The organism is Ruegeria sp. CDSA241 (assembly GCF_059611265.1).
The window spans coordinates 141,499-165,261 of the sequence record NZ_JBXWPF010000007.1 but is presented as its reverse complement, the minus strand read 5'-3'; the positions used below and the strand labels follow the sequence as shown (position 1 = coordinate 165,261).

Sequence of the window (23,763 nt, the reverse complement as noted above, 5' to 3'; positions counted from 1 at the left end):
CCCTAGCCTTTCACATAAAGCGGCACGCGCTGTGCAAACTCGGCCCCGCTGTGATCTTTGGCAACCAGCCGAATGTTCCAGTTGCCCGGACCCAGCGATGCCGGAGTCGCATATGCATTCCCGTCGAATATGAAATCAGGAGCAAAATCATCTTTGACATGGGTCGCGCGGCCCACAACGGCCTGCAGGTCAGCCACCTTGACCGGTGCGCCCGTCTGATCGGTTATATGCAGGATCAGCAATCCGCCCGAAATCTCGGCGCGGATAAACCAGCCCAGCGCCTGATGTTCCTTCAGGCGTTCGTTGAATTCCTGGCTGGCGACATAGGAATTCTTGACCTCGAGCCCCGGAAAGGTCTTCACCGCGCTATAGGCCAGAACCAGGTTCACCGTGATGATCACGCCAAAGGATGCAACGAACACAGCAAGCGCATGTTTGCCGGTGAATTTACGTTCAGCCATGTTCAGTTCCCTCGTCCGTTAAACGTGGTGTCCTTATAGGCGCGCTCACCGCTCTGCAGGTCTTCGACCCAGATGCGGACCGGCGTCGTATCCAAAGTTGCTGGCCCGGTGTCGCCCGATGCGACGATGTAAACACGGGTCAACTGTGCCGTATCCGCCGTCACATTGACAGTCTCACCTTCAACCCCCTCGATCTGTATCTTCAGGGCCGGATCACCGGACAGGGTCAGTTGGAATGGGCGGTCCTCGCCATGTTTGTTCCGCAGTCGTACATCATAAGTGTTACGGATAGTTCCGTCAGAAAGGGTTACAAATGTCGGGTTTCGCACCGGCGCTACGGTCAGATCAATGTCAGAACGGATGAACAGGGCGAACAAAAGCGCGAAGCCAACCGCAGACCACATACCCGTATACATGATGGTCCGAGGCCGCAGGATGTGTTTCCAGACATTCTTGGGCGGATGACCGGCGCGTTCACTCGATTCGTCGCTCAACGCCATGTAGTCGATCAAGCCACGCGGCTTGCCAATTTTGGCCATCATGTCATCGCAAGCGTCGATGCACAGCGCACAGGTGATACATTCAAGCTGCTGACCGTCGCGGATGTCGATACCGACAGGGCAGACATTCACACAGGCCATGCAATCAATGCAGTCCCCAAGATCGGAATCCGCGGTCCGCTTGCCTTTGCCGCGCGGTTCACCGCGCCATTCGCGATACCCAACCACCAGAGTATCCTCGTCCATCATCGCGGCCTGAATGCGCGGCCAGGGACAGGCGTAAATACAGATCTGCTCGCGTGCGAACCCACCAAACAAAAAGGTCGTCCCCGTCAGGATCAATATGGTTGTATAGGCGACCGGATGTGCATCTCCGGTCACTAGGTCACGGACCAGCGTTGGCGCATCCGCGAAATAGAACACCCAGGCACCACCCGTTGCCAGACCAATAAACAGCCAAGCGACCCATTTGGTGACACGCAGCCTTGCTTTGTGGAAATCCATCTTTTTCTGACGATGCAGGCGCAGACGGGCGTTTCGATCACCTTCGATCCAGCGCTCGACCAAGATATACAAATCAGTCCAGACGGTCTGCGGGCAGGCATAGCCGCACCACACGCGCCCCAGCGCCGATGTAAACAGAAACAGGCCCAGACCGGCCATGATCAGCAACCCGGCCACGAAATAGAACTCGTGCGGCCAGATCTCGATCCAGAAAAAGTAAAAGCGCCGGTTGGCCAGATCCAGCAGCACCGCCTGGTCCGGGAGGCTGGGACCGCGATCCCATCTGATCCAGGGTGTGACGTAATAGATCCCCAGCGTGACCGCCATGATGAACCATTTCAGGTTGCGAAACGGGCCGGACACGCGGCGGGGAAAGATCGGTTCGCGCGCTGCGTATAGGCTGGGGGCGGGGTCGGAATCGCTCACGGGCTGGCTCCAGATGTAGCTGTTCTACGGCGTCTTCTTCCAGATCATACGGGCAGCCACTTTGACATGGGTCAAAAGCGCATCGTAAAGACACCTTTTGTCACATCTTACCAGCTTGCCGCCTGAGCCACCTGATAAATATCTTCACCCCAGGACGAAGCGGCATATTTCCGGTGACAATATGGTATCCGCGCCCGTCGGGTTCGCGGAACAGTTCGACCAATCGACCCGCAATGATATCCGCTTCGACAAAATGCCGCACGGTGGCCGTCACACCCTGCCCGGCGCGCACTCCCTCAAGCAGCAGGTTTCCCGGCAAGGCGATGCGGCCAGCGCCGGGGCTATGGCCCACGCCGTGACGGGCCAGCCATTGCGTTGCCTCCGTTGTGCCGAACTCCTCAAGCCAGGGCAGACGGCTGAGTGCTTTAGGTGTCACAGGTGCCCGCCCAGTCAACAGGGATGGCGCGGCGACAATCACGATCGGACTTTGCAACAGCAGTTCGGCCGTCACATCGGGCCAGTCCCCTGCCCCATATCTGATCGCCAGATCCACGCCGCCCGGGCGCAGATCGACCAACCGGGGCGAGGGATCCAGCGCAAGGTGAATGCCTGGATGCTCGGCCTGAAATGCGGGCAAGCGCGGCATAAGCCATGAAGCTGCGAAAGAGGCCGTCAGCGATACGTGGACCGGACGATCCTCGGTTGCACGCTTCAGGTCAGTGACCGCCGCACCTATGGCCCCAAATCCCAAATGCAGGGCACGCGCCAGAACCTTGCCCTCGGCCGTCAGGGTCATGGATTTACCGGATCGGTCCAGAAGGGCCAGATCCAGGTGTTTTTCAAGCGCACGCAGTTGTTGGCTGATCGCTGCGTGACTGACATTCAGCGACGCCCCTGCCTGAACAACATTTCCAGTCTCAGCAAAGGAAGAAAAGGCGCGCAAAGCCGCAAGCGGCGGCATATCCATCCAGTTCATCTGTAAGTCCTACTTACATATTGGAATGGTAATTGAGTCGCATTTATCAGGCTAAAGATCAATCCTGATAACAGCGGCAACACAATCCAGGAGGGATCAGATGCTTGCGATACTGGCACGAAGTTTCATGGTAGCCACCAAAACAGAGGCTGACGGCAAAGGCACTGGCACAGATAGCCGCGACCTTGTGCGCAGCAGCTGGCTGCCGGACCATCACTGGTGGATTGAAAAGTCTGGCCCGCGCGAAAAGGCGCATCTGGACTGCACCAATGGGGGCCTGTAGTCTGATAATAGTAGCACCGGCTGTTCAGGAAACGCGCGAACAGAGAGAACAGCCGGTGCCTTAACCTTCGGGCGGCGAACCGTCCGAAGGTATTCTTTTGGCCTTACTGACCGCCACCCAACTGGTGGACATAGGCCGTCACAGCGCGGATCTGCGCGTCCGTAAGGCGGTTTTCCCAAGCAGGCATTACACCGAAACGGCTATTGGTCACGGTCTCAGTCAATGCCTCTGCGTCGCCACCATAGAGCCAGATCGCATCGGTCAGGTTGGGTGCGCCCTGAAAGACGTCACCAGTGCCATCCTCGCCATGACAGGACGAACAGTTATCTTCGAAGACGACCTTGCCTGCCTGCGCAGCTACGTCATCAGTCTGCGCATTGGTCAGGGACATCACGTATTGAACCACTTGGGTGATCTCGTCATGTTCCAGGATTTCGCCAAATGCAGGCATTTCGGAATAGCGCGCATCGTCGCTTTCCTCGTTGCGAATGCCATAGGCGATTGTGGTCTCGATATCCTCAAGCGAACCGCCCCACAGCCAGGCGTCATCCAGCAGGTTCGGGAATCCTGGTGCACCCTGCGCGCCTGAGCCGTGGCATTGCGCACACCAGGTACGGAACACCGCGCCCCCGGCATTCGCCGCGTATTGCTGCAGTTCGGGATCTGCCGAGATATCTTCAAGCGATGTTTCCACAAGCTTGGCGTTCCAAGGGGCATTCGCCTCTTCAAACGCAATCATCTCTTCTTGTACCAGAGCGCGAGAGGACCAGCCCAAAACGCCAGCAGTGGCGGATTGAACCAAGGGCCATGCGGGATACATGATCGTATAGATCACCGCCCAGAAGATGGTGGCGTAGAATGTCCACAACCACCAGCGCGGCATCGGGTTTTCGAATTCTTCGATACCATCCCAGCTGTGGCCGGTTGTACTCGGATCACCCGGCTGTTTTTCAGGTGTCTTGCTCATTGCCGCGCCTCCTTGGATGTGGCGGGATTGTCGTCGCCCCGCAGGGGCGCTGGTGCATCATCATGCCGAAACGGGATATTCGCGGTGTCCTTGTATTCCTTGCTGGAACCCGGGCGAAAAACCCAGATTATGATCCCAACAAAGAAAACAAAGAGCAGCAGCAACATCCAGCTATCCGCGAATTGCCGTAAGAGTGTATATTCTTCCATCACACCCTCCTTTACCGGTTCGCGTCTGGGGTGAAGGTCGAGAAATCGACCAGCGTTCCCAGCATCTGCAGATAAGCGACCATCGCATCCGCTTCAGTCAGCTCGGGCTGACCATCGAAGTTCCGCACGCTGACCTTGTCACCATAGCGTTCCAGCAGGCCGTCATAGTCACTGTCGGGATCGGCCTGCGCCCGGAAATCCGCCACGGCGTTCTCCAGCATCTCTTCGGTATAGGGCGTGCCTACCAGCGCATTCGCCTTCATGACATCACCGATATACTTACCGTCAATCTTGCGATGCTCGAGGAAGCCGTATTTCGGCATTACAGATTCAGGCACCACCGACTGCGGGTTGCGCAGGTGATCCACATGCCACTGGTCAGAATAACGACCACCGACACGGGCCAGATCAGGGCCGGTGCGTTTGGACCCCCACTGGAACGGATGATCATACATTGATTCAGCCGCCAGCGAGTAGTGGCCATAGCGCTCGACCTCATCCCGCATCGGGCGGATCATCTGACTGTGGCAGACATAGCAGCCTTCGCGGATATAGATGTCACGGCCCGCCATTTCCAAGGGGGTGTAAGGGCGCATGCCCTCCACCTTTTCGATGGTGTTCTCAAGATAGAACAGCGGGGTGATCTGCACGATGCCACCGATGGTCACGACCAGGAAGCTGAAGATCAGCAGGAGGGTCGCGTTGGTCTCGAGGATCTTATGTTTGTCGAGAATTGCCATTGCTCCGGCCCTCCTTATTCAGCCGGGACCGCGACGGTCAGGCTGGCCTCTTTGGCCGGCGCTTTCCGCACAGTCATCCACAGGTTGTAGCACATGATCAGCGCCCCAGCGAGGAACATGACCCCACCCAGAGCTCGCACCACATACATCGGGAACTTGGCAGCCACGGTGTCGGCGAACGAGTTCACAAGGAAACCATTGGCATCCACTTCGCGCCACATCAGGCCTTCCATGATACCTGTCACCCACATCGACGCGGCGTAGAGCACGATGCCGATAGTGGCGAGCCAGAAGTGCCAGCTGACCATCTGCAACGAATACAGACGCTCACGCTTCCACAAGACGGGCACCAGGAAGTACAGCGCACCAAAGGTGATCATGCCGTTCCAGCCCAGCGCACCCGAATGCACGTGACCAATGGTCCAGTCGGTATAGTGGCTCAAAGAGTTAACCGCTCGGATCGACATCATCGGGCCCTCAAAAGTGGACATGCCATAGAAGCCGACCGAAATCACCATCATCCGGATCACCGGGTCCGTACGCAGCTTGTCCCACGCACCCGATAGGGTCATCAGGCCGTTGATCATGCCACCCCAGGACGGCATCCACAGCACGATCGAGAACACCATGCCCAGTGTCGAGGCCCAGTCGGGCAGCGCTGTATAGTGCAAATGGTGCGGACCAGCCCAGATATACAGGAAGATCAGCGCCCAGAAGTGGATGATCGACAGCTTGTAACTGAACACCGGACGTTCGGCCTGTTTCGGGATGAAATAGTACATCATGCCCAGGAAACCGGCAGTCAGGAAAAAGCCCACAGCATTGTGGCCGTACCACCACTGGATCATTGCGTCCTGAACGCCTGACCAGACGATGACAGATTTCGAACCCCAGATGCTGACAGGGATAGTCATGTTGTTGACCAGATGCAGCATGGCGACGGTAACGATAAAGGCCAGGTAGAACCAGTTCGCCACATAGATATGAGGCTCTTTCCGCCTGACGATTGTTCCCAGGAACACGGCAAGATAGGCCACCCAGACGATGGTCAGCCACAGATCGACATACCACTCCGGCTCGGCGTATTCCTTGGACTGGGTTCCGCCCAGCACATACCCGGTCGCAGCCAGCACAATGAACAGCTGATAGCCCCAGAAAACGAACCATGCCAGATTGCCGCCCCACAGGCGCGCGGCGCTGGTCCGCTGGACGACGTAGAAGGACGTAGCGATTAGTGCGTTGCCGCCAAAGGCAAAGATAACCGCCGATGTATGCAGCGGACGCAATCGGCCAAAATTCAGATATCCTTGTGCCCATTCAAAGTTCAGCACCGGATAGGCCAGCTGAAAGGCGATGAATGTCCCGGCAAGAAAACCAACCACGCCCCAAAAGGCCGTCGCGATTACGCCGTAACGGACCACATCGTCCATGTACTCGCCTGAACGATCTATCAGGATATCTGGCTCATCCGTGTTTCTAAGCGTCCAGATGAACAATCCCGCGGCGATCAACATCACCAGAATTGCATGCACCTGATACGCCAAATCGCGTGCATAATTGGTCCCGATCGCTGCAAACAGCACGATCAGACCAAGCACGATCAGCTTGATGTAATTTGACATATTGCGTCCCTTTGCCATGCTCCGCGCGATTCTTTTTTGTCGCGGAACCCATTTGACTGGTTGTTGTTTTGTCCGAGGACAGCCCAAACTGCTTTGATCTGTATCAAGACAGAATAGCGAATATTATGACAAGGCTACAGAAATGATTTGGCCGGAATGTCGCGGACGGAACGGCCCTGGAGGCAAGAGGTTAAGATGGCGTATAAGTCCCTTCTCACCGTTCTAACGGAAACGGAACAATCGGCCCCGGCGCTGGCACAGATGGCAGCTCTGGCCACAGCCCAGGATGCGCATGCCGAAGCCCTGTGCCTGGGGGTCGATCGCAGTCAGACTGGTTATTACTATGCTGGCGCCAACGCGCTGATTCTGCAGGAGACCCTGTCCCGCGCCAAAGCAGAGGCCGAGGACACCCTGCACTATGCAGAGACCTATCTGAACAGTTCCGGCGTACGCTGGTCTGCAGAAAGCGGCGTGGCCCAGATTGCCGATATTGGTCGCCACGTCGCCCATCGGGCGCGGTTCTCGGACCTTGTTATTCTGCCGCAACCTTACGGAAAAGACCGCAGCGTCGAAGCAGAGCCTATCGTCGAGGCAGCCATGTTCGAAGGTCACGCTCCGGTTCTGGTCATTCCTGAAAAAACGACGCCTTTTGACAAGCCCGGTACTGTCTTGGTCGGCTGGAACGAAAGCGTCGAAGCCATGCGCGCAATTCGCTGCGCCCTACCCTTCCTGATCGGCGCCGATCAGGTGCGGATCGTGGTGATCGACCCACCAACGCATGGGCCGGATCGCTCGGACCCCGGTGGGTTGTTGTCCCAGATGCTGTCGCGCCACGGAGTTAAGTGCGAAATCGACGTGCTCAGCAAAACAATGTCGCGTGTATCGGACATCCTGAACCGCCATGCGACGGATACCGAAACAGATATGATCGTCATGGGCGCCTATGGGCATTCCCGATTCCGAGAAGCCATCCTGGGCGGCGCGACACGCAATATGCTGGAACAATCGACTGTTCCGGTGTTCATGGCACATTGAAACGGCAGAGCCGCCCAGCGGGCGGCTTTTATCCGCGTTTCACAAGGCCGATCAGGAAAAGCAGAATGATTGCCCCAATGGTGGCGAAAATAATTGACGAGACCAGACCGCCGCCAACGGCAAAACCAAGGGCTGGGAAAATTAGCCCGGCCAGAAATGCCCCGACAACGCCAACGATGATGTTACCAATCAAGCCGAATCCCCGGCCTTCCATGATCTTTCCGGACAACCATCCCGCGATGGCACCAATAAGCAGCATGGCCAAAAGGCTGCTGAATCCCATGACTTACTCCTGACGCAGTTTCACTGGTCCCACTAAACCACGGTTAAGACAACGGGTCACGCCGTATGTGAATCACACCAGATATCCGCCATCGGAATCGTCGCCTGCCTCTTCCATCAACCGGCCCATGTCCGGAACAGATACACGGCGCTTGCCTTCTAGCAAGATGATCTCGTCTTTCTTCAAGGCGGATATCTGACGGCTGACGGTTTCCAGTGTAAGGCCAAGGTAGTCTGCCATCGCCTCGCGCGTCAGCGGAAGATCAAAAACGATTGGGCTGGAACTTCCGTTCTGCCCAATCGACGCATCCCGGCGCGCGATGATGGACAACAGGCTTGCGATTTTTTCGCGCGCAGTCTTGCGCCCCAGCACCAGCATCCATTCACGGGCAGCGTCCAGCTCATCCAATGTCATCTGAAGCAAACGATGCGCGATATGCGGAGTAGCACCCATCAGTTCTTCGAACGGCTTCTTACGGAAACAGCACATGACAATGTCAGTCGTTGCCACGACGTCGTAAGGCGCTGAATCTCGACCTGGACGACCGACGAAATCGCTGGGCAGCAAAAGGCCAACCATCTGCGTGCGCCCATCTTCCATGGTCTGAGTCAAAGAAGCGATCCCCGACACGACCGAGCCCACGAAATTCATCTGATCACCGGACCAGATGATTGTCTGCCCAGCCTCGAAGCTGCGATAATATTTAATACCTTCAAGAAGCTCCAGCTCATGAACATCGCAATGCGCGCAGACTGCTCTGTGGCGGATTGGACAATCTTCACAGTTTGTATGATCGATTTTGAAAATCTGTGTCATGCGCGTTCCCACTTGATCTCTATCAAGGTTGCTAGGCGTGCCGTCCTCTAACGGTATCGCCATGATAGTTAAACCACAACTTGCAAAGCTTGGACTATTTGACGCGAAAGTACCGCGCTACACAAGCTATCCAACAGCCCCTCACTTCAGCAATGATGTGGGGGTAAACCTTTACGAAGACTGGATTACCGGCATTAAACCCGGCAGCTCCGTCTCGTTGTACATACACGTGCCCTTCTGCCGCAGGCTGTGTTGGTTTTGTGCCTGCCGAACACAGGGGACGCAAACTGACAACCCGGTCATCGCCTATGTCGACGTCCTCAAGGCCGAGCTTGATCTGCTGGCCGCGCGCCTGCCTCAAGGCGTCACCCTCTCGCGTCTGCACTGGGGCGGTGGCACACCAACGCTGTTGAATCCCGATCTGATGCGGGATCTGGCCACACGCATTCTGGATGTTGTACCGCTGGGTCCGGGTGCTGAATTCTCGGTCGAAATCGACCCGAACGAGATTGACCAAGCCCGACTGGACGCGTTGGCCGAAGCGGGCATGAACCGTGCCTCGATCGGCGTGCAGGATTTCGACGATGAGATTCAGAAAACTATCGGTCGCGTCCAAAGCTATGACACCACGCGCGCAGCTGTGGACATGATCCGTGCCCGCGGCATTACCAGCCTGAACGCTGATATCCTGTACGGTCTGCCGCATCAGACCAAATCAAGGATGACAGAAAGCGTACAGAAACTGCTGTCACTGAACCCCGACCGCGTTGCGCTGTACGGATACGCCCACGTGCCGTGGATGGCCAAGCGGCAACAGTTGATTCCTTCGGACGCATTGCCCACGCCCGAGCAACGTCTGGAGCTGTTCGAGACGGCGCGTCGACTGTTCCTCTGGGATGATTACGCCGAGATCGGAATTGACCACTTTGCCACGCAGGATGATGGTCTGACACATGCGCTCAGGGCCGGGCGACTGAAACGGAACTTTCAGGGTTATACGGATGATCAGGCCGAGGTGCTGATCGGTGTGGGCGCAAGCTCGATCTCGCGGTTTCCTCAGGGCTACGCCCAGAACGCACCGGCAACATCGGCCTATACGAAAGCCATCCGCGAGGGGCGCTTTTCGACCTCGCGCGGGCATTTGTTCAAAGGGCAGGACATTTTGCGCGCACGTCTGATCGAAGCGCTGATGTGTGATTTTCAGATCAATTCGGCTGAGATTCTGCGTGACCACAACATATCCGCCCAAGAGCTGAACGCGATGTACCAGAGGGCCAATGCCGACTTCAACAATCTGCTACACGTCACCAAAGATGGCCTGTTCATTCCACCCGAGGCCCGGCCGCTGACCCGAATGATTGCCCGCAGCTTTGACGCCTATGACCTGAGCAAGGCAGGCCACAGCTCGGCGATCTGATCGCTTACAGGTGGGCCCGGTTGTGCGGCCCGCCGCTTAGATACCAGTACAGGGGCTTGACGCGAGCCTCTGGTTGTCTTCACACTTGGGCGGAACGATCCGAACCCTGAGGCAGGTGAATTCGCAGTCAGTCCTCGCCCACGCAGCCGTGTGGGTCGGCCCTTTTCGTGCAGGTATTACTGCAACCTGAAAAGAGGGACATCACTCATGCGCGTATTCACCGTCCTCGGCCCCAGCCAATCTGGCAAGACAACCCTGGTCGAGGCCATAAGCCGCCTCGACAACCGACCCACCACATTCGATGTCTCCGGAACCGTGCACTTGCACGGTTTTTCTTACTTGGACGAGCCCTGGTGCGCGATCGATGTGGACGGGGGCAGCGACAATCTGGGTTATGTCGGACCAGCCATGGCGATTTCGGATGCGGCGGTTGTGGTTGTCCCGCCGGACCCAGACGCGGCTGTCTTGTGCGCGCCCTATCTGCGGCTGGTTGAAGAGGCGGGCATTCCCTGTTTCCTGTTCATCAATCGGATGGATGCCCCAAATGGCCGTATCCGGGATATCATCGCCGCGCTACAGACCTACTGCACCCACCACATCGCCCTACGTCAGGTCCCTATTCGCGACGGCGAGACAATAGTCGGCGCGGTCGATCTGATCTCGGAGCGGGCTTGGAAATATCAGGAAGGCCAGCCCTCGGCCCTGATCGAACTGCCGCACTCGGTCGAGGACCGCGAACAAGAAGCCCGCACCGAGCTGCTAGAGACGCTGTCGGACTTTGACGATCACCTGTTGGAGCAGCTGATCGAAGACAAACAGCCCGCAAGTGCCGAGATCTACGATCTGGCCGCGCAGGTTTTGCAGAACCACCAGTTGATCCCCGCCTGTCTGGGCGCGGCCAGCCATGGCAATGGTCTGACCCGCCTGATGAAAGCCCTGCGGCACGAAGCCCCTGAGTTCAACATTGCCGCCAACCGCGATGAGGCCACCGAGACTGCCCGCGCCATTGCGGGATTCGCGGACGTGAAGAAACATATCGGCAAGATCATCGTCCTTCGTGGCCTGGGAGATGGCGTGCGTGCGCATGAAGCTTTGGGAGGTGAGACAGTCGGCAATCTGACGACACTTGACGCCAAGACCCAGATTTCCGGGCTGGAGGCAGGTCAGATCGGGCTGGCCGTGAAATCCGATCACCTGATCCCCGGCAATATTTACGACAGCAAATCCGAATCTCCGTTGCCGGAATGGGCATCATCACATCCAGTCGCCCAACGTCAGATCGTATCACCCGCGCATGAGCGAGATGACGTGCGCCTGTCGAACGCTCTGACCCGTCTTGTCGAGATCGACCCCGGTCTCCATCTGGAACAGGATGAGCTGACCGGCCATGCGGTGCTGGGCTCTCAAGGCCCGCAGCACATGCGCCGGATCACCGCCAAACTGGCCGAAGATTTCGGGATTGAAATCGTGGCCGACCCGATCGAGACCGCCTATCGCGAAACCATCCGTGCGCCCATCGAACACCGCCACCGTCACCGCAAGCAATCCGGTGGTGCGGGTCAGTTTGCAGATGTCGTGATCTCGGTCACGCCCATGCCGCGCGGATCAGGGTTTCAGTTCGAAGAGATCGTGAAAGGCGGTTCGGTGCCGCGCAACTATATTCCCTCAGTTGAACACGGGGCCAAGGACGCGCTGGAGCAGGGACCCGAGGGCTTCCCTGTTGTTGATGTCAAAATCACGCTGAGTGACGGCAAACACCACAATGTGGACAGTTCCGATTATGCTTTCCGCACCGCAGGCAAGAACGCCGTACGCGAGGCGCTGCCTCAAGCCAAACCGGTGGTCCTGCAACCCATTCTGAACGCAGAGATTCACCTGCCATCCGATTTTGTCGGCGACCTTGTCCCCACGATCAGTTCCTTACAGGGTCAAGTGCTGGGATTCGAAGGCAACCCCAACGCTTCGGGCTGGGAGATTTTCAATGCCCAACTCCCTGCCGTGGCCGAGGATGAGTTGCATCGCACCTTGGCCAGCGCCACGCGCGGCACCGGTTGGGTAAAGTTAAGCTTTGATCACTATGAAGAACTGCGCGGCCCGATACCGAAAGCGGCAACACGGGAAACCGCAAACGCGTGAAAAACACGGCGAGCGGGCTTCAGCCCGCTGCCGCAATCAATTCGCGGGTGTAATCTGTCTGCGCGTTTTCGAACAGGTCTTCGGCAGCGCCCATTTCAATCACGTCACCGTTCCGCATAACGATGACATTATGTGACATCGCCCGGACCACTTTTAGGTCATGGCTGATGAACAGATATGCCAACCCGTATTTCCGCTGCAGATCTCGCAGCAAGTCTACGATCTGCACCTGAACCGTCATGTCCAGCGCGCTTGTCGGCTCATCCAGCACCAGAAGTTTGGGACGGAGCACCATCGCCCGTGCGATGGCGATACGCTGCCGCTGCCCGCCCGAGAACTCGTGCGGATACCGGTCCATCGACGCCGGGTCCAACCCCACTTCCGTCATCACATCCGCCACCAGATCGCGCGGGGCGCGGTGTGGATCAACCTTGTGGATTGCCAGACCCTCGGCGATGATTTGCATACAGGTCATGCGCGGGCTCAGGCTGCCAAACGGGTCCTGAAACACAATCTGCATATCCTTGCGCAACCGGCGCAATTCGCGTGTGGACCAACGGCGCACATCCTGGTCGCGAAAGGTGATACCACCCTCGGACGCGATCAGCCGCATGATGGCCAGCGCCAACGTGGTCTTGCCCGACCCGCTTTCGCCCACGATCCCCACGGTTTCGCCGGCGCGTACGCTGAGGCTGGCGTCATTCACCGCCTTAACATGGCCGACAGTTCGCTTGAGAAAGCCGCGCTGGATCGGGAACCAGACTTTCAGGTGATCGGTGCGGGCGACCTCTTCTGCATCCGCGGCGACCGGATCGGGTTGGCCCGACGGTTCGGCCGCCAGCAATTTCCGGGTATAGGGATGCTGAGGGTTCTCGAAGATGTCCGCGGTTGCACCGGCTTCGACAATCTCTCCGTCCTTCATGACGCAAACTCGATCGGCGATCCGGCGCACGATGCCAAGGTCATGGGTGATGAACAGCATCCCCATGTTTTCGGCTTTCTGCAGGTCTGCCAGCAACTCGAGTATCTGTGCCTGAATGGTCACGTCCAGCGCCGTGGTCGGTTCATCTGCGATCAGAATGTCCGGCTTATTGGCCAGCGCCATGGCGATCATGACGCGCTGCCGCTGTCCGCCCGAAAGTTGGTGCGGATAGCTGTCCAATCGATCCTTCGGGTCCCGGATGCCAACCTTTGTCAGCAACTCGACAATTCGATCACGGGCCGCGTCGCCCACCACCCCCTGATGCAGCGCCAGCGACTCTGCCATCTGCTTCTGGATCGTGTGCAACGGGTTCAACGATGTCATCGGTTCTTGAAAGATGAAACTGATGTCGTTGCCGCGCACATCCATCAGATGTTGCTCGGACGTCCCGATCATCTCTTGCCCGTCATATTTCACCGAACCTTCGACAATCGCGCTGTCTCCCAACAGCGAGACGGTCGACAAGGCGGTCACAGATTTTCCGGACCCGGATTCCCCTACCAAAGCCACGGTTTCCCCACGATCCACCGTGAAGGACACGCCCTTGACCGCCGCACTGACCTGCCCGTCCTGCCGGAACGAAACCTTGAGGTTGTTTACATCCAGCAGGCTCATGAGAAGGTCTTTCTGGGATCAAACGCATCGCGGACGCCTTCGAAAATGAAGACCAGAAGCGACAGCATGATGGCAAAGGTGAAAAAGGCGGTAAAGGCCAGCCAAGGGGCCTGCAAGTTCTGTTTTGCCTGCAAGGTCAGCTCGCCAAGCGACGGGGCCGAGGACGGCAGGCCGAAGCCCAGAAAATCCAGCGAGGCCAGCCCGCCAATCGTTCCGGTGACGATGAAGGGCATGAAGGTCAGCGTGGCGACCATTGCATTGGGCAGCATGTGGCGGAACATGATCGTCCTGTTGCTGACGCCCAACGCCCGCGCCGCCCGGACATATTCAAGGTTTCGCGCCCGTAGGAACTCTGCTCGGACAACGCCAACCAATCCAGTCCAGCTGAACAGGATCATGAGCAACACCAGCAACCAGAAACTGCGCCCTAGAATAGCGAACATGATGATGATCACATAAAGCGATGGGGTGGCCGACCAAATCTCGATGATCCGTTGAAAGATCAAATCCAGCCAGCCGCCAAAAAAGCCCTGAATGGCGCCTGCGAAGATACCGATCAGGCTGGCAACACCTGTGACCATCAGCGTGAACAGAATGGACAGACGGAACCCATAGATCACCCGTGCAAGCACATCGCGCTTGGTGTCATCGGTGCCAAGCAGGTTCTGACCATTGGGCGGCAGTGGGGCTGCGCCCGGCCGATCAACGCTGGTTTTGAAAGAGTATGGGATCAGCGGCCAGATGGCCCAGCCGCGCTCGAACCCGTCGGCGGCAAAGGATCCGGCCTCGATCTGTTCGATAATGCCGTCAGGATCGTCAAAGCACTGATCCAAACCGCCACTGTCTATCAGACAACGCACTTCGGGGTCGCGATAGATTGCTTCGGTTTGGAAATCACCGCCAAACTCGGTCTCTGGGTAGAAATTGAAGATCGGCGTATAAAGCTCACCGCGGTATTTCACGAGGATCGGTTTGTCATTTGCGATAAATTCAGCAAATAGCGACAGGCCGAACAGGATCGAGAAGATGATCAGCGACCAGAACGCCCGGCCATTCCGGCGGAAGTTGCGCCACCGGCGCTGATTCAGGGGGGAAAGCGCCATTTACCCCTCCCGCTTTTCAAAGTCGATGCGCGGATCAACCAACACATACATCAGATCACTGATGATGCCGACCACCAAACCCATCAGGCCAAAGATGAACAGGGTCCCGAAAATAACCGGGTAATCCCGCGCCACGGCGGCCTCGAAGCCCAACCGGCCCAATCCATCCAGCGAAAAGATGGTTTCGATGATGATTGACCCTCCGAAAAACACACCGATGAAGACGGCCGGAAAACCCGCGATTACGATCAGCATCGCATTGCGGAATACGTGGCCATACAGCACCCGGCTTTCGCTCAGGCCCTTGGCGCGTGCGGTCATGACATATTGCTTTTTGATCTCGTCCAGAAACGAGTTTTTGGTCAGCAAGGTGAGCGTTGCGAAGGCCGATATGGTCAGCGCCAGGATCGGCAACGCGATATGCCAGAAGTAATCGGCAATCTTGCCAAATACACTCAGGCTGTCCCAGTTGTCCGAGGTAAGCCCCCGCAACGGAAAGATCTGCCAATAGGACCCACCGGCAAATAGCACCAGCAGCAAAATGGCGAACAGAAATCCCGGGATGGCATAGGCCACGATGATGGCGCCACTGGTCCAGGTGTCAAAGCTTGATCCGTCCCTGATCGCCTTGCGAATACCCAGAGGGATCGACACCAGATAGGCAATCAGCGTCGACCAAAGCCCCAGCGAAATAGACACCGGCATCTTTTCCAGTACCAGATCGGTCACACTGATCGACCGGAAATAGCTCTCGCCAAAATCCAAAGTCAGGTAATTACCCATCATATTCAGAAACCGTTCCAAGGGCGGTTTGTCGAACCCGAATTCTTTTTCCAGTTCTTCGATGAATTCAGGCGGCAGGCCACGCCCGCCGATATAACGATCATTTGTGCCGCCGGTCTGCTGTTCGATATCGCCGCCACCGCCAGCGATACCTTCAAATACATCTCCACCACCCTCCATCTGGGCGATGATCTGTTCAATCGGGCCGCCTGGCACAAACTGCACAAGGGTGAAGTTGACGATCATGATTCCCAGCAGTGTGGGAATGACCAGCAGCAGGCGTCTTAGAATATATGCTCCCATTTGGGCGGATTACCTCAAGGCGCCGGAGGATTTCAACTGGGCTTCCTGCTCGGCGTTGATCCACCACAGGTCTTCGACACCCAATGAATAAGGCGGCAGGTTTTCCGGGTATTCATACATGTCCCAATAGGCAACCCAGTATTTGCCCAAATACCAAGTGGGCACCATGATCCGCTTAGCCCGCAGAACACGGTCCAGGGCGCGGACATTGGCAAACAACTCTTCGCTGTTGGTTGCTGCCACGATGTTGTCGATCAGTGGCTCAATATCCGGGCCGTGCGCACCGGACGGGTTGAATACGGAATACGATGCCGCCTCGGTTCCGAATTGCTGGTACAGTCCCGTCGAAGGTTGCAGCGAACTTGGGTACCCGCCGAAAATCATGTCGAAATCCCGGTCACGGCGGCGCAGGGTGAATTGCGCATTGTCCACACGATTGTAGGTCGCATCGATACCCATCGTCCTCAGGTTAGCGACAAATGGCTGGATTATACGATCAAGAGTCGGCTGGTCTGACAGAAATTCTATGGCTAGTACTTCACCGTTTTGATTGCGGCGGATACCGTCTTCGCCCACCTGCCAACCGGCCTCATCCAGCAGCTTCATCGCGGCGCGCAGATTGCGACGATCATTCTGACGCTCGGCGCGGGATTCATGGGCAACGACCGGTTGGTCGGTCAGTACCGCAGGGTCCAGCGCATCGCCCAGGCTTTGCAGAACCTCCAGTTCACGCCCCTCGGGCAGCCCCGTCGCCTCTAGGTGAGTTCCCTGCCAGAATGAGTCGCGCTGCTGAAACAGGCCATATTGCAAGCTTTCATTCGTCCATTCGAAGTTGAACCCTAACTGGACGGCTTCGCGCACCTTGGGATCCTGAAATTGCGGCCGGTCCAGGTTCATGACAAAGCCCGAAGCGTTGGGGACATCCCCGTCTTCCAGCTCTACCCGAACCACTGTTCCGTTTGCTATGGCAGGAAAATCATAGGCCGTTGCCCAGCTTTTCGAGTTGTTTTCCTGGCGCAGTGTGAACGTGCCCGCTTTGAACCCCTCCATCGCAGCAATCGAGTCCGCGAAATATTCGATCCGGATGGAGTCATAGTTGTTGCGGCCAATATTCACATTAACGTGGTCGCCCCAATAGTCCGGGTTGCGCTTGTAGACGATGCGCCGGTTGATGTCATAGCTGTCCAAAACATAAGGTCCGGATCCGATACCGGGCTCAAGCCGGGATTTGTCGAGCCGCCGGTTTTCAGGGTCTGCCTCAAACCAGGCCTTGGAAAACACAGATGTCCCGGCAACCTGACTTATTAGGCCACGGCGCGGGATATCCGGTGCGAAGTAGAATTTAACCCGATGATCATCCAGCGCTTCGGCACGCGGAATCATCTCGCGGACGGCGTCGGCATAGGATTTTAACCCCTGTTCCAGCAGCAGATTATGCGAAAACACAACATCTTCGGCAGTCACCGGGCTTCCATCGGAAAACCGCGCCTCAGGTCGCATGTTGAAGATGACCCAATCCTGGCTTTCCGGGTATTCAAGGCTTTCTGCCAGCAGACCGTAGTAAGTGGCCGTTTCATCATAGGACGCGACCATCAGGGATTCATACTGATCCGCAGAACGCGCACCCGCGCGTCCCTGCCGCGTATAGGGGTTGAAACTGTCAAATGTCCCTTGCGCTGCATAAGATAACTCTCCGCCGCGCGGCGCATCAGGATTTACATAGTCGAAATGGGCAAACCCTTCAGGGTATTTCAAATCGCCAAATTCCGAGAATCCGTGTCTTTTGATGATGGTCTCTTCGGCAAACAGTTGAGAGGTCATGAGCGCAAGCAGCAAAAAGCCGGTTATCGGTATGGTCAACCAACCTCTGAAATCCAATGCACGTGCCTGAACAATCTGTCGGTTGGATTCCATTTGGCTCATCCCCTGTTGCGTCACTTCTTATAGTCTTGCGCCTGAACGAAGCTAAAGGTCCAGCGTTGACTGATTCAAGTTTAGAATGCGTGAGCGCATTGTGAAGGTTTCTTCATACAAAAAAAGCCGCTGCACGGGGCAGCGGCTTTGAATTTCAGATGTGCCGGTGTGGCATCAGTTGCCGATTGTCTGCAGATAGGCAATCAGATCGGCACGGTCCTGCGGTTTTTTCAGGCCAGCAAAACTCATGGATGTGCCCGAGATATAGCTGCTTGGCTTGGTCAGGAAGGCATCCAGTGCTTCGGGTGTCCAGTTGCCGCCATGGGCCTGCATCGGTGCCGAATAGCCGGTAAAACCGCTGGCCGTTGCGACAGGGCGGTCAACGACACCATACAGATAGGGGCCTGTGCCGTTTGCACCGTCTTCCAGCTTGTGACACGCGGTACACTTGCGGAAAACTTTGGCGCCTTTTTCAACGTCGGCGGCGGCCAGCAGCTCTTCAAATACTACCTCTTCACCGTTGGCGCTTTCGCCTGCGCTTTCGGTTTCGATGATGTACGAAGCCGTCTCGCCATGGGCATCGGCGTGGTAAAGCTCTTCTGCGGCCCATTTGGCCAGAAGCAGCACCAGGAAGGTGCCAAACAGGCCTGCTGCGGCCTTGGTAACTGTCATCGTGTCGAACATTGATCGCGAGTCCATTTCAGCTGTCTGCGGGGTGTCTAAGGCTTCCCCTTACAAGAGGCAAGGTATAGACACCGCGACTAAACGCCCAATTCTGGAACTTGTTGCACGGAATCGACCAAATGACAAAACGTATCGCATTTCAGGGAGAACCCGGTGCCTATAGCCACGAGGCATGCCGAAACGCTCGTCCCGATATGGAGGCCCTGCCCTGCCGCACATTTGAGGATGTGATCGAATCAGTTCGGTCCGGCAAAGCAGACCTGGCGATGCTTCCGGTCGAAAATACGACCTATGGGCGGGTGGCCGATATTCACCGCCTGCTGCCCCATAGCGGGTTGCATATCATCGATGAAGCTTTTGTTCGCGTACACATCAATTTGTTGGCCGTCCCCGGTGCCAAGCTGAGCGACATCACCGAAGCGCATTCGCATCTGGTGCTGCTGCCACAATGCGCTGGGTTCCTGAAGCAGCACGGCATTCAGGGACGCGTCAGCCCGGACAATGCCCGCGCCGCGCGCGAGGTTTCCGAGGCCGCCGAACTGCATTCTGCTGCGCTGGCCAGCGAGTTGGCCGGAGAGATCTATAACCTGAACGTCCTGGCCCGCCATATCGAGGACAGCGACGACAACACCACGCGCTTTTTGATCATGTCACGCGACGCGGATCTGTCGCGGCGCGGGGCGCATGGGATGATCACCAGTTTTGTGTTTCAGGTCCGCAACATCCCGGCCGCGCTGTATAAGGCGATGGGCGGCTTCGCCACCAATGGTGTCAACATGACCAAGCTGGAAAGCTATATGGTCGACGGGTCGTTCACGGCCACGCAGTTCTATGCGGATATTGTCGGGCACCCAGATGACCGCAATTTACAACTGGCCCTGGAAGAGCTGGAACATTTCACCACCAATGTTGAGATTCTGGGCGTGTATCCAGCCGTCCAGCCGCGCGGCTAGCTCAGGCTAACTGGTATTTCTTGCACACCGCACCTTCATGTGACCGGTAACCGACAAATCCCATGGCCGCGTAATAGGCCAGGCCTTCGGCATTTTGCGCTCCAATGGTCGCGTCTATTGCAGGCAGACCTGCGGCTCGGGCCGCCAGCAGCGTTTTCTGAAACAGGGCCCGCCCGACCCCCATGCGCGCGGCTGACGGGCGTATATGTGTTCCGATGATGCCCCAACCGGCTGTTACGCCATAAGTGTTTCCGTCGACGGCCAGTATCAGCGCCTGAAAGCCCAATACCTGTGAACCCTGCACCGCCACGGTGCATTGGATGCTGCCGCAGTGGCTGATGTAATGCTCTTTGGCAAAACTCTCATCGCTGGGTTTGGTGCGCTTACCGGCGGTCACGATCTCTTGCAGGACCTCGGAAATACCTTTGGCGTCATCCACAACAGCGCTGCGCAATATCACATCAGACATTCAGGGCCTCTTGTCTCGGAATTCTCAAGAACCGTGCAGATGACGTTCTTCCATTTCCCGCGCGAATTCGCTGAGGCGGGCCTGAAACTGTCGCCGGAACCGCGACTGACCCAATCTGAGCGATTGCAGCAACAGCCGTGCAGGCAGGGATTTGGCCGATAGCGACATATCCACGGTCAGCCGGGTTCTACGTTGCGACAGGGCCAGAAACTCGACCCTGGTTGAGCCATTCATTCCCTTGCTTGCCGCCTCGAACCGCATATGGGTCGGTGGATCACATTCGGCCATATTGATTTCCACGCGCCGGGGCTTTCCGCGCATACGGAACTCGGTCTCCCAGGATGTACCGGGCACAACGCCCATATGCCCTGACAAACGCCGGACCTCGATCCCGCGGCGCATTGCCATCCGCTCGAACCGTTCGAAATCCGCAAACATTTCGAACACCGCGTTGACAGGGGCCTGAATATCTTCACGTGCGGAGAATTGCATGGTGGGTTATCGTTCTCTTGCCTATTCGCCCAGTATTTTGTCAGTCGAGCGTATCTGCAAGCCAGTTTTGCAGCAGAAAATGCGCAATCGCGCCTTTGCGCGCGGGCAGAAGGCTGGGATGTTCCCCAGCAAAGACCTGCATCATTTCAGCCTTATCCACCCATATAGCGTCTTCGATTTCAACCGGATCTATAGTGATTTCTTGCGACAATGCCTCGCCTGCACAGCCAAACATCAGTGACGCCGGAAAGGGCCAGGGCTGGCTGGAAAGATAGGTTACTTGCCCGACGGGGACACCGGCCTCTTCCATCACCTCTCTGCGCACCGCCGCTTCCAGCGTTTCTCCGGGTTCGACAAATCCGGCCAGTAGCGAATACATCCCTTCAGGCCATCCCGGGGATCGCCCCATCAGCACCGAATTCCCATATGTGATCAACATGATGACGACCGGGTCGGTGCGTGGGAAATGCTGCCCCCCACACGACGGGCAACTGCGTTGCCATCCTGCTTGCGACATCTCGCTGGCGGCGCCGCAACGGGCGCAAAACCTATGGGTTTCATGCCAGGCGATGACCGCCTTGGCGGAAGCCGAAAGTTCGGCATCACGTGAGGAAAGGCGCGCCATGATGCGGCGCAATTCGACAAAAACCTGACCTTCAGGCAAATCCGGGTGCTGTTGCTCTGATCGGTCGAAGAATGCCCCAAGTTCGGACAGGTCAGCGCCCTCGGGCATCCAATCGGATATATCAAAGGCAAAAACCGGAACTTCATCCGAGAGACCAAGCAATACTGGCGCTGGGACGATCCCACCGGGACCATTTGCGATCAGCTCATGCAAGACAGGTAACAAGCAGAGTTGATCAAGGGCCTCTCCTTGAACCAGCAGCTTTCCGCGCCACAGCAACAGGCATTTCGCTTTCGGATGTGCTCGCGCTGCTGCCATCGTGTCGACGTCTCCGCGAAGATGTGCGGCACGATCCAGCCCTGATCCACCAAACGTTACCTGTTCCGCGTTCTTCATTTAAATTCCTCTGGTTCGCCTGCACAGGGCTGCCATGACAGCTTCGGTGTTGCAACGACAATTCCACGACCGAAAACCGAGGCGATCCCGTCAAATTACCGCAAGTGCATAAAAAAATTTGCACTTACTATGCTTTTTGTTGAAGTTGTTATTCATAAAACTGCCAAAAGTAGAGTATTAAAAACAATTTCGCATTTGTCTGATCAGTCTGTAGGTATCCGGATTTTGGCGACCACCGATCTGCACATGAACCTGTGCAGTTTTGATTATTACGCGGATCAAGACGAACCTACGATCGGATTGACCCGAACGGCCAGCCTGATCCGGCAGGCGCGGAACGAGGCTGAGGCAGACGGAGATATCGTCTTGCTCTTCGACAACGGAGACGCTCTGCAGGGTACACCGTTGGGGGATTGGGCTGCCGATCCCGCCAATGCGCCGCACATCCTGATGCAGGCCTTCGGCAGCCTGGGATATGACGCGATTGGCCTGGGAAACCACGACTTCGGATTCGGGCTTCAATTCTTACAGCAGGTTATCTCTGACGCCCCCTGCCCTGTGCTCAGCAGCAATGCCTTGCGCACGAATGGGCCTCAGATCTGGCAAGATCATGTCATTTTGCACAAACAGATCCCTGGCTCGCCGACACCTATGGCCTTGAAAATTGGGGTTTTTTCGGTCCTCCCGCCTCAGACAGCGCAATGGGAGGCGCACAAGCTGCACGACACCCTTACCACTCAGGACATCCTGACTTGTGCGGCAAACAAAGTCAGAAAGCTCAAAGACGAAAATTGCGACCTGATCATCGCGTTGGCCCATACCGGTTTCGGACCGGACAGGTCACAACGGAATATGGAAAACGCGATTATTCCGCTAGCCGAAATCGAAGGTATCGACGCAATAATTGCTGGTCATTCCCATTTGACCTATCCCGCCAAGGCCGGCTCTGAAAACACTCTGGTGCATGGCAAACCAGTTGTCTTACCCGGAACGGCCGGATCACATCTGGGGGTGATCGACCTGAAGCTTCACTCGGCAGAGCGCGGCGGCTGGACCGCTGGCGAAGCCCAGGCGACGCTGCGACCGATATCTGCGGGGCATCCCGACGAAATCGTATCACTGGCGCCTGAAGATCCGGAATTGTTGCATCTGTTTTCCTCGGGTCATGCCGAAACCCGCAGGCGAGCGGGCCAGCCGGTCGGGCGCACCCCGCACCATCTGCACAGCTATTTCAGCTTTTGCACCGAGGACCGTGGGCTGAGGCTGGTCGCCGCCGCCCAGGCTGCCGCGTTACGTCTGTGTATGTCCGAAACCGACCTGGCAGACATTCCGATTTTATCGGCGGTTTCACCTTCGAAATTCGGCGGTCGGGCCGGGCCGCGATTCTATACGGATGTTAAGCCTGGCGAGATATTCCTGCGTAACGTGGTTGACCTGCATGTTTTTCCAAACGAATTGCAGGGTGTCATTGTATCCGGTGATCAAATCGTGGACTGGCTTGAGATGTCCGCAGCTGTTTTCAACCAGATTTCGACCGGATCTGCATCCGAACTTATTTGCGAAAATCGGGTGGGTCACAACTTTGATGTGCTATACGGGCTGTCCTGCAGAATTGATCTGACACAACCTCCGCGTTTCGACGATATGGGCACCTTGATCAACGCCGAAAACCGGCGCGTTTCAGAGGTTCTGGTCGGTGCCACCCCCATTGCACCGGATCAGCAATTTGCCGTCGCGCTTAACAATTATCGCGCCAGCGGGGGCGGGCATTTCCCATTTGCGGGTAATGCGCAACGTATCGACATGCCCATCCTGCCGGTCCAGCAAGCCCTGCTGGATTATCTGTCAGGCACCTTGGTCAGCGATCCGCTGGAAGAGGCCCAGAAACCCTTCAGAATCACCAGTAACACTGGTACGCAGGCGATCTTACGCACCGGTCCAAATGCCCACCGACATCTGCAGGACATTCAGGAATTTGATCCACAAGTCCTTGGAACCGACGAAAATGGCTTTTTACGGATTCTTCTGACCTTCTGACGGGTTGTGTTTTTCCGGCCAACTGCCTATAT

23 protein-coding genes are annotated in these 23,763 nt (G+C 56.8%); 6 read left to right on the top strand and 17 right to left on the bottom strand.

Features of this window, described 5'->3' with window-relative positions; genetic code table 11:
* Positions 1 to 2 precede the first annotated feature (2 nt).
* The 3 genes from AC2FJV_RS08700 to AC2FJV_RS08690 form a co-directional block, all read right to left on the bottom strand.
* Complete coding sequence (locus AC2FJV_RS08700; RefSeq protein ID WP_496713406.1) at positions 3 to 461, bottom strand: FixH family protein; 459 nt, start codon at positions 459 to 461, stop codon at positions 3 to 5.
* A 2-nt stretch (positions 462 to 463) separates the two neighbouring features.
* Positions 464 to 1,891, bottom strand: a complete 1,428-nt coding sequence (ccoG, locus tag AC2FJV_RS08695) for a cytochrome c oxidase accessory protein CcoG (protein WP_271949814.1) — start codon at positions 1,889 to 1,891, stop codon at positions 464 to 466.
* Positions 1,892 to 1,991: 100 nt separating this feature from the next.
* A complete protein-coding gene (locus AC2FJV_RS08690; RefSeq protein ID WP_496713404.1) occupies positions 1,992 to 2,867 on the bottom strand; it encodes a LysR family transcriptional regulator in 876 nt (291 codons plus the stop codon).
* Positions 2,868 to 2,967: 100 nt separating this feature from the next.
* Here AC2FJV_RS08690 and AC2FJV_RS08685 point away from each other — a divergent pair, with 100 nt between their 5' ends.
* A complete protein-coding gene (locus AC2FJV_RS08685) occupies positions 2,968 to 3,150 on the top strand; it encodes a hypothetical protein (RefSeq protein ID WP_496713402.1) in 183 nt (60 codons plus the stop codon).
* A gap of 103 nt (positions 3,151 to 3,253) precedes the next feature.
* On the opposite strand, the gene ccoP is transcribed toward AC2FJV_RS08685, so the two are convergent.
* The 4 genes from ccoP to ccoN are packed head-to-tail and all read right to left on the bottom strand — an operon-like array spanning position 3,254 to position 6,688.
* A complete protein-coding gene (gene ccoP / locus AC2FJV_RS08680) occupies positions 3,254 to 4,117 on the bottom strand; it encodes a cytochrome-c oxidase, cbb3-type subunit III (protein ID WP_142636939.1) in 864 nt (287 codons plus the stop codon).
* Positions 4,114 to 4,326: a cbb3-type cytochrome oxidase subunit 3 gene (locus AC2FJV_RS08675; RefSeq protein WP_142636941.1), complete on the bottom strand. Its 213-nt coding sequence runs from the start codon at positions 4,324 to 4,326 to the stop codon at positions 4,114 to 4,116. The genes ccoP and AC2FJV_RS08675 overlap by 4 nt, the downstream gene beginning before the upstream one ends.
* A gap of 11 nt (positions 4,327 to 4,337) precedes the next feature.
* On the bottom strand, positions 4,338 to 5,066 hold the full coding sequence (gene ccoO / locus AC2FJV_RS08670) for a cytochrome-c oxidase, cbb3-type subunit II (protein ID WP_142636943.1): 729 nt from the start codon (positions 5,064 to 5,066) through the stop codon (positions 4,338 to 4,340).
* A 14-nt stretch (positions 5,067 to 5,080) separates the two neighbouring features.
* On the bottom strand, positions 5,081 to 6,688 hold the full coding sequence (gene ccoN, locus AC2FJV_RS08665) for a cytochrome-c oxidase, cbb3-type subunit I (RefSeq protein WP_142636945.1): 1,608 nt from the start codon (positions 6,686 to 6,688) through the stop codon (positions 5,081 to 5,083).
* 195 nt (positions 6,689 to 6,883) lie between these two features.
* Between ccoN and AC2FJV_RS08660 the strand changes: the two genes are divergently transcribed.
* Positions 6,884 to 7,723: a universal stress protein gene (locus AC2FJV_RS08660; protein ID WP_496713400.1), complete on the top strand. Its 840-nt coding sequence runs from the start codon at positions 6,884 to 6,886 to the stop codon at positions 7,721 to 7,723.
* Positions 7,724 to 7,751: 28 nt separating this feature from the next.
* On the opposite strand, the gene AC2FJV_RS08655 is transcribed toward AC2FJV_RS08660, so the two are convergent.
* Together AC2FJV_RS08655 and fnrL are read right to left on the bottom strand one after the other, a co-directional pair.
* Positions 7,752 to 8,006: a GlsB/YeaQ/YmgE family stress response membrane protein gene (locus AC2FJV_RS08655; protein WP_142636950.1), complete on the bottom strand. Its 255-nt coding sequence runs from the start codon at positions 8,004 to 8,006 to the stop codon at positions 7,752 to 7,754.
* A gap of 72 nt (positions 8,007 to 8,078) precedes the next feature.
* The gene (fnrL, locus tag AC2FJV_RS08650; protein ID WP_281973102.1) at positions 8,079 to 8,822 is read right to left on the bottom strand and encodes a transcriptional regulator FnrL; all 744 of its coding nucleotides are present in this window, start codon (positions 8,820 to 8,822) and stop codon (positions 8,079 to 8,081) included.
* A 61-nt stretch (positions 8,823 to 8,883) separates the two neighbouring features.
* Here fnrL and hemN point away from each other — a divergent pair, with 61 nt between their 5' ends.
* Together hemN and AC2FJV_RS08640 are read left to right on the top strand one after the other, a co-directional pair.
* Complete coding sequence (gene hemN / locus AC2FJV_RS08645) at positions 8,884 to 10,239, top strand: oxygen-independent coproporphyrinogen III oxidase (protein ID WP_496713398.1); 1,356 nt, start codon at positions 8,884 to 8,886, stop codon at positions 10,237 to 10,239.
* A 207-nt stretch (positions 10,240 to 10,446) separates the two neighbouring features.
* The gene (locus tag AC2FJV_RS08640) at positions 10,447 to 12,375 is read left to right on the top strand and encodes an elongation factor G (protein ID WP_496697674.1); all 1,929 of its coding nucleotides are present in this window, start codon (positions 10,447 to 10,449) and stop codon (positions 12,373 to 12,375) included.
* Positions 12,376 to 12,394: 19 nt separating this feature from the next.
* Here AC2FJV_RS08640 and AC2FJV_RS08635 read toward each other — a convergent pair whose 3' ends face one another.
* The 5 genes from AC2FJV_RS08635 to AC2FJV_RS08615 form a co-directional block, all read right to left on the bottom strand.
* Positions 12,395 to 13,972, bottom strand: coding sequence for an ABC transporter ATP-binding protein (locus tag AC2FJV_RS08635; RefSeq protein ID WP_496709407.1), 1,578 nt, complete (start codon positions 13,970 to 13,972; stop codon positions 12,395 to 12,397).
* The gene (locus AC2FJV_RS08630) at positions 13,969 to 15,075 is read right to left on the bottom strand and encodes an ABC transporter permease (protein ID WP_142636960.1); all 1,107 of its coding nucleotides are present in this window, start codon (positions 15,073 to 15,075) and stop codon (positions 13,969 to 13,971) included. Before AC2FJV_RS08630 ends, AC2FJV_RS08635 begins: the two co-directional genes overlap by 4 nt.
* Positions 15,076 to 16,161, bottom strand: coding sequence for a microcin C ABC transporter permease YejB (locus tag AC2FJV_RS08625; RefSeq protein ID WP_142636962.1), 1,086 nt, complete (start codon positions 16,159 to 16,161; stop codon positions 15,076 to 15,078).
* Between the two features lie 9 nt (positions 16,162 to 16,170).
* Entirely contained in the window at positions 16,171 to 18,075 is a 1,905-nt protein-coding gene (locus AC2FJV_RS08620; RefSeq protein WP_496713396.1) for an extracellular solute-binding protein, read from the bottom strand.
* A 174-nt stretch (positions 18,076 to 18,249) separates the two neighbouring features.
* Positions 18,250 to 18,759 (bottom strand): c-type cytochrome, encoded by a 510-nt coding sequence (locus tag AC2FJV_RS08615; protein WP_142637256.1) that lies wholly within the window; start codon positions 18,757 to 18,759, stop codon positions 18,250 to 18,252.
* Positions 18,760 to 18,878: 119 nt separating this feature from the next.
* Here AC2FJV_RS08615 and AC2FJV_RS08610 point away from each other — a divergent pair, with 119 nt between their 5' ends.
* Positions 18,879 to 19,712, top strand: a complete 834-nt coding sequence (locus AC2FJV_RS08610) for a prephenate dehydratase (RefSeq protein WP_496713394.1) — start codon at positions 18,879 to 18,881, stop codon at positions 19,710 to 19,712.
* A gap of 1 nt (position 19,713) precedes the next feature.
* On the opposite strand, the gene AC2FJV_RS08605 is transcribed toward AC2FJV_RS08610, so the two are convergent.
* Genes AC2FJV_RS08605 through nudC form a run of 3 tightly spaced genes read right to left on the bottom strand, consistent with a single transcriptional unit; the run spans position 19,714 to position 21,694 of the window.
* Positions 19,714 to 20,181, bottom strand: coding sequence for a GNAT family N-acetyltransferase (locus AC2FJV_RS08605; protein ID WP_496677811.1), 468 nt, complete (start codon positions 20,179 to 20,181; stop codon positions 19,714 to 19,716).
* A gap of 24 nt (positions 20,182 to 20,205) precedes the next feature.
* Positions 20,206 to 20,673, bottom strand: a complete 468-nt coding sequence (locus AC2FJV_RS08600) for an SRPBCC family protein (protein ID WP_142636970.1) — start codon at positions 20,671 to 20,673, stop codon at positions 20,206 to 20,208.
* Between the two features lie 40 nt (positions 20,674 to 20,713).
* Positions 20,714 to 21,694: an NAD(+) diphosphatase gene (gene nudC, locus AC2FJV_RS08595; RefSeq protein ID WP_496713393.1), complete on the bottom strand. Its 981-nt coding sequence runs from the start codon at positions 21,692 to 21,694 to the stop codon at positions 20,714 to 20,716.
* Between the two features lie 195 nt (positions 21,695 to 21,889).
* On the opposite strand from nudC, the gene AC2FJV_RS08590 reads away from it, so the two are divergent.
* Positions 21,890 to 23,731, top strand: coding sequence for a 5'-nucleotidase C-terminal domain-containing protein (locus AC2FJV_RS08590; protein WP_496713391.1), 1,842 nt, complete (start codon positions 21,890 to 21,892; stop codon positions 23,729 to 23,731).
* The last annotated feature ends 32 nt before the right edge of the window (positions 23,732 to 23,763 follow it).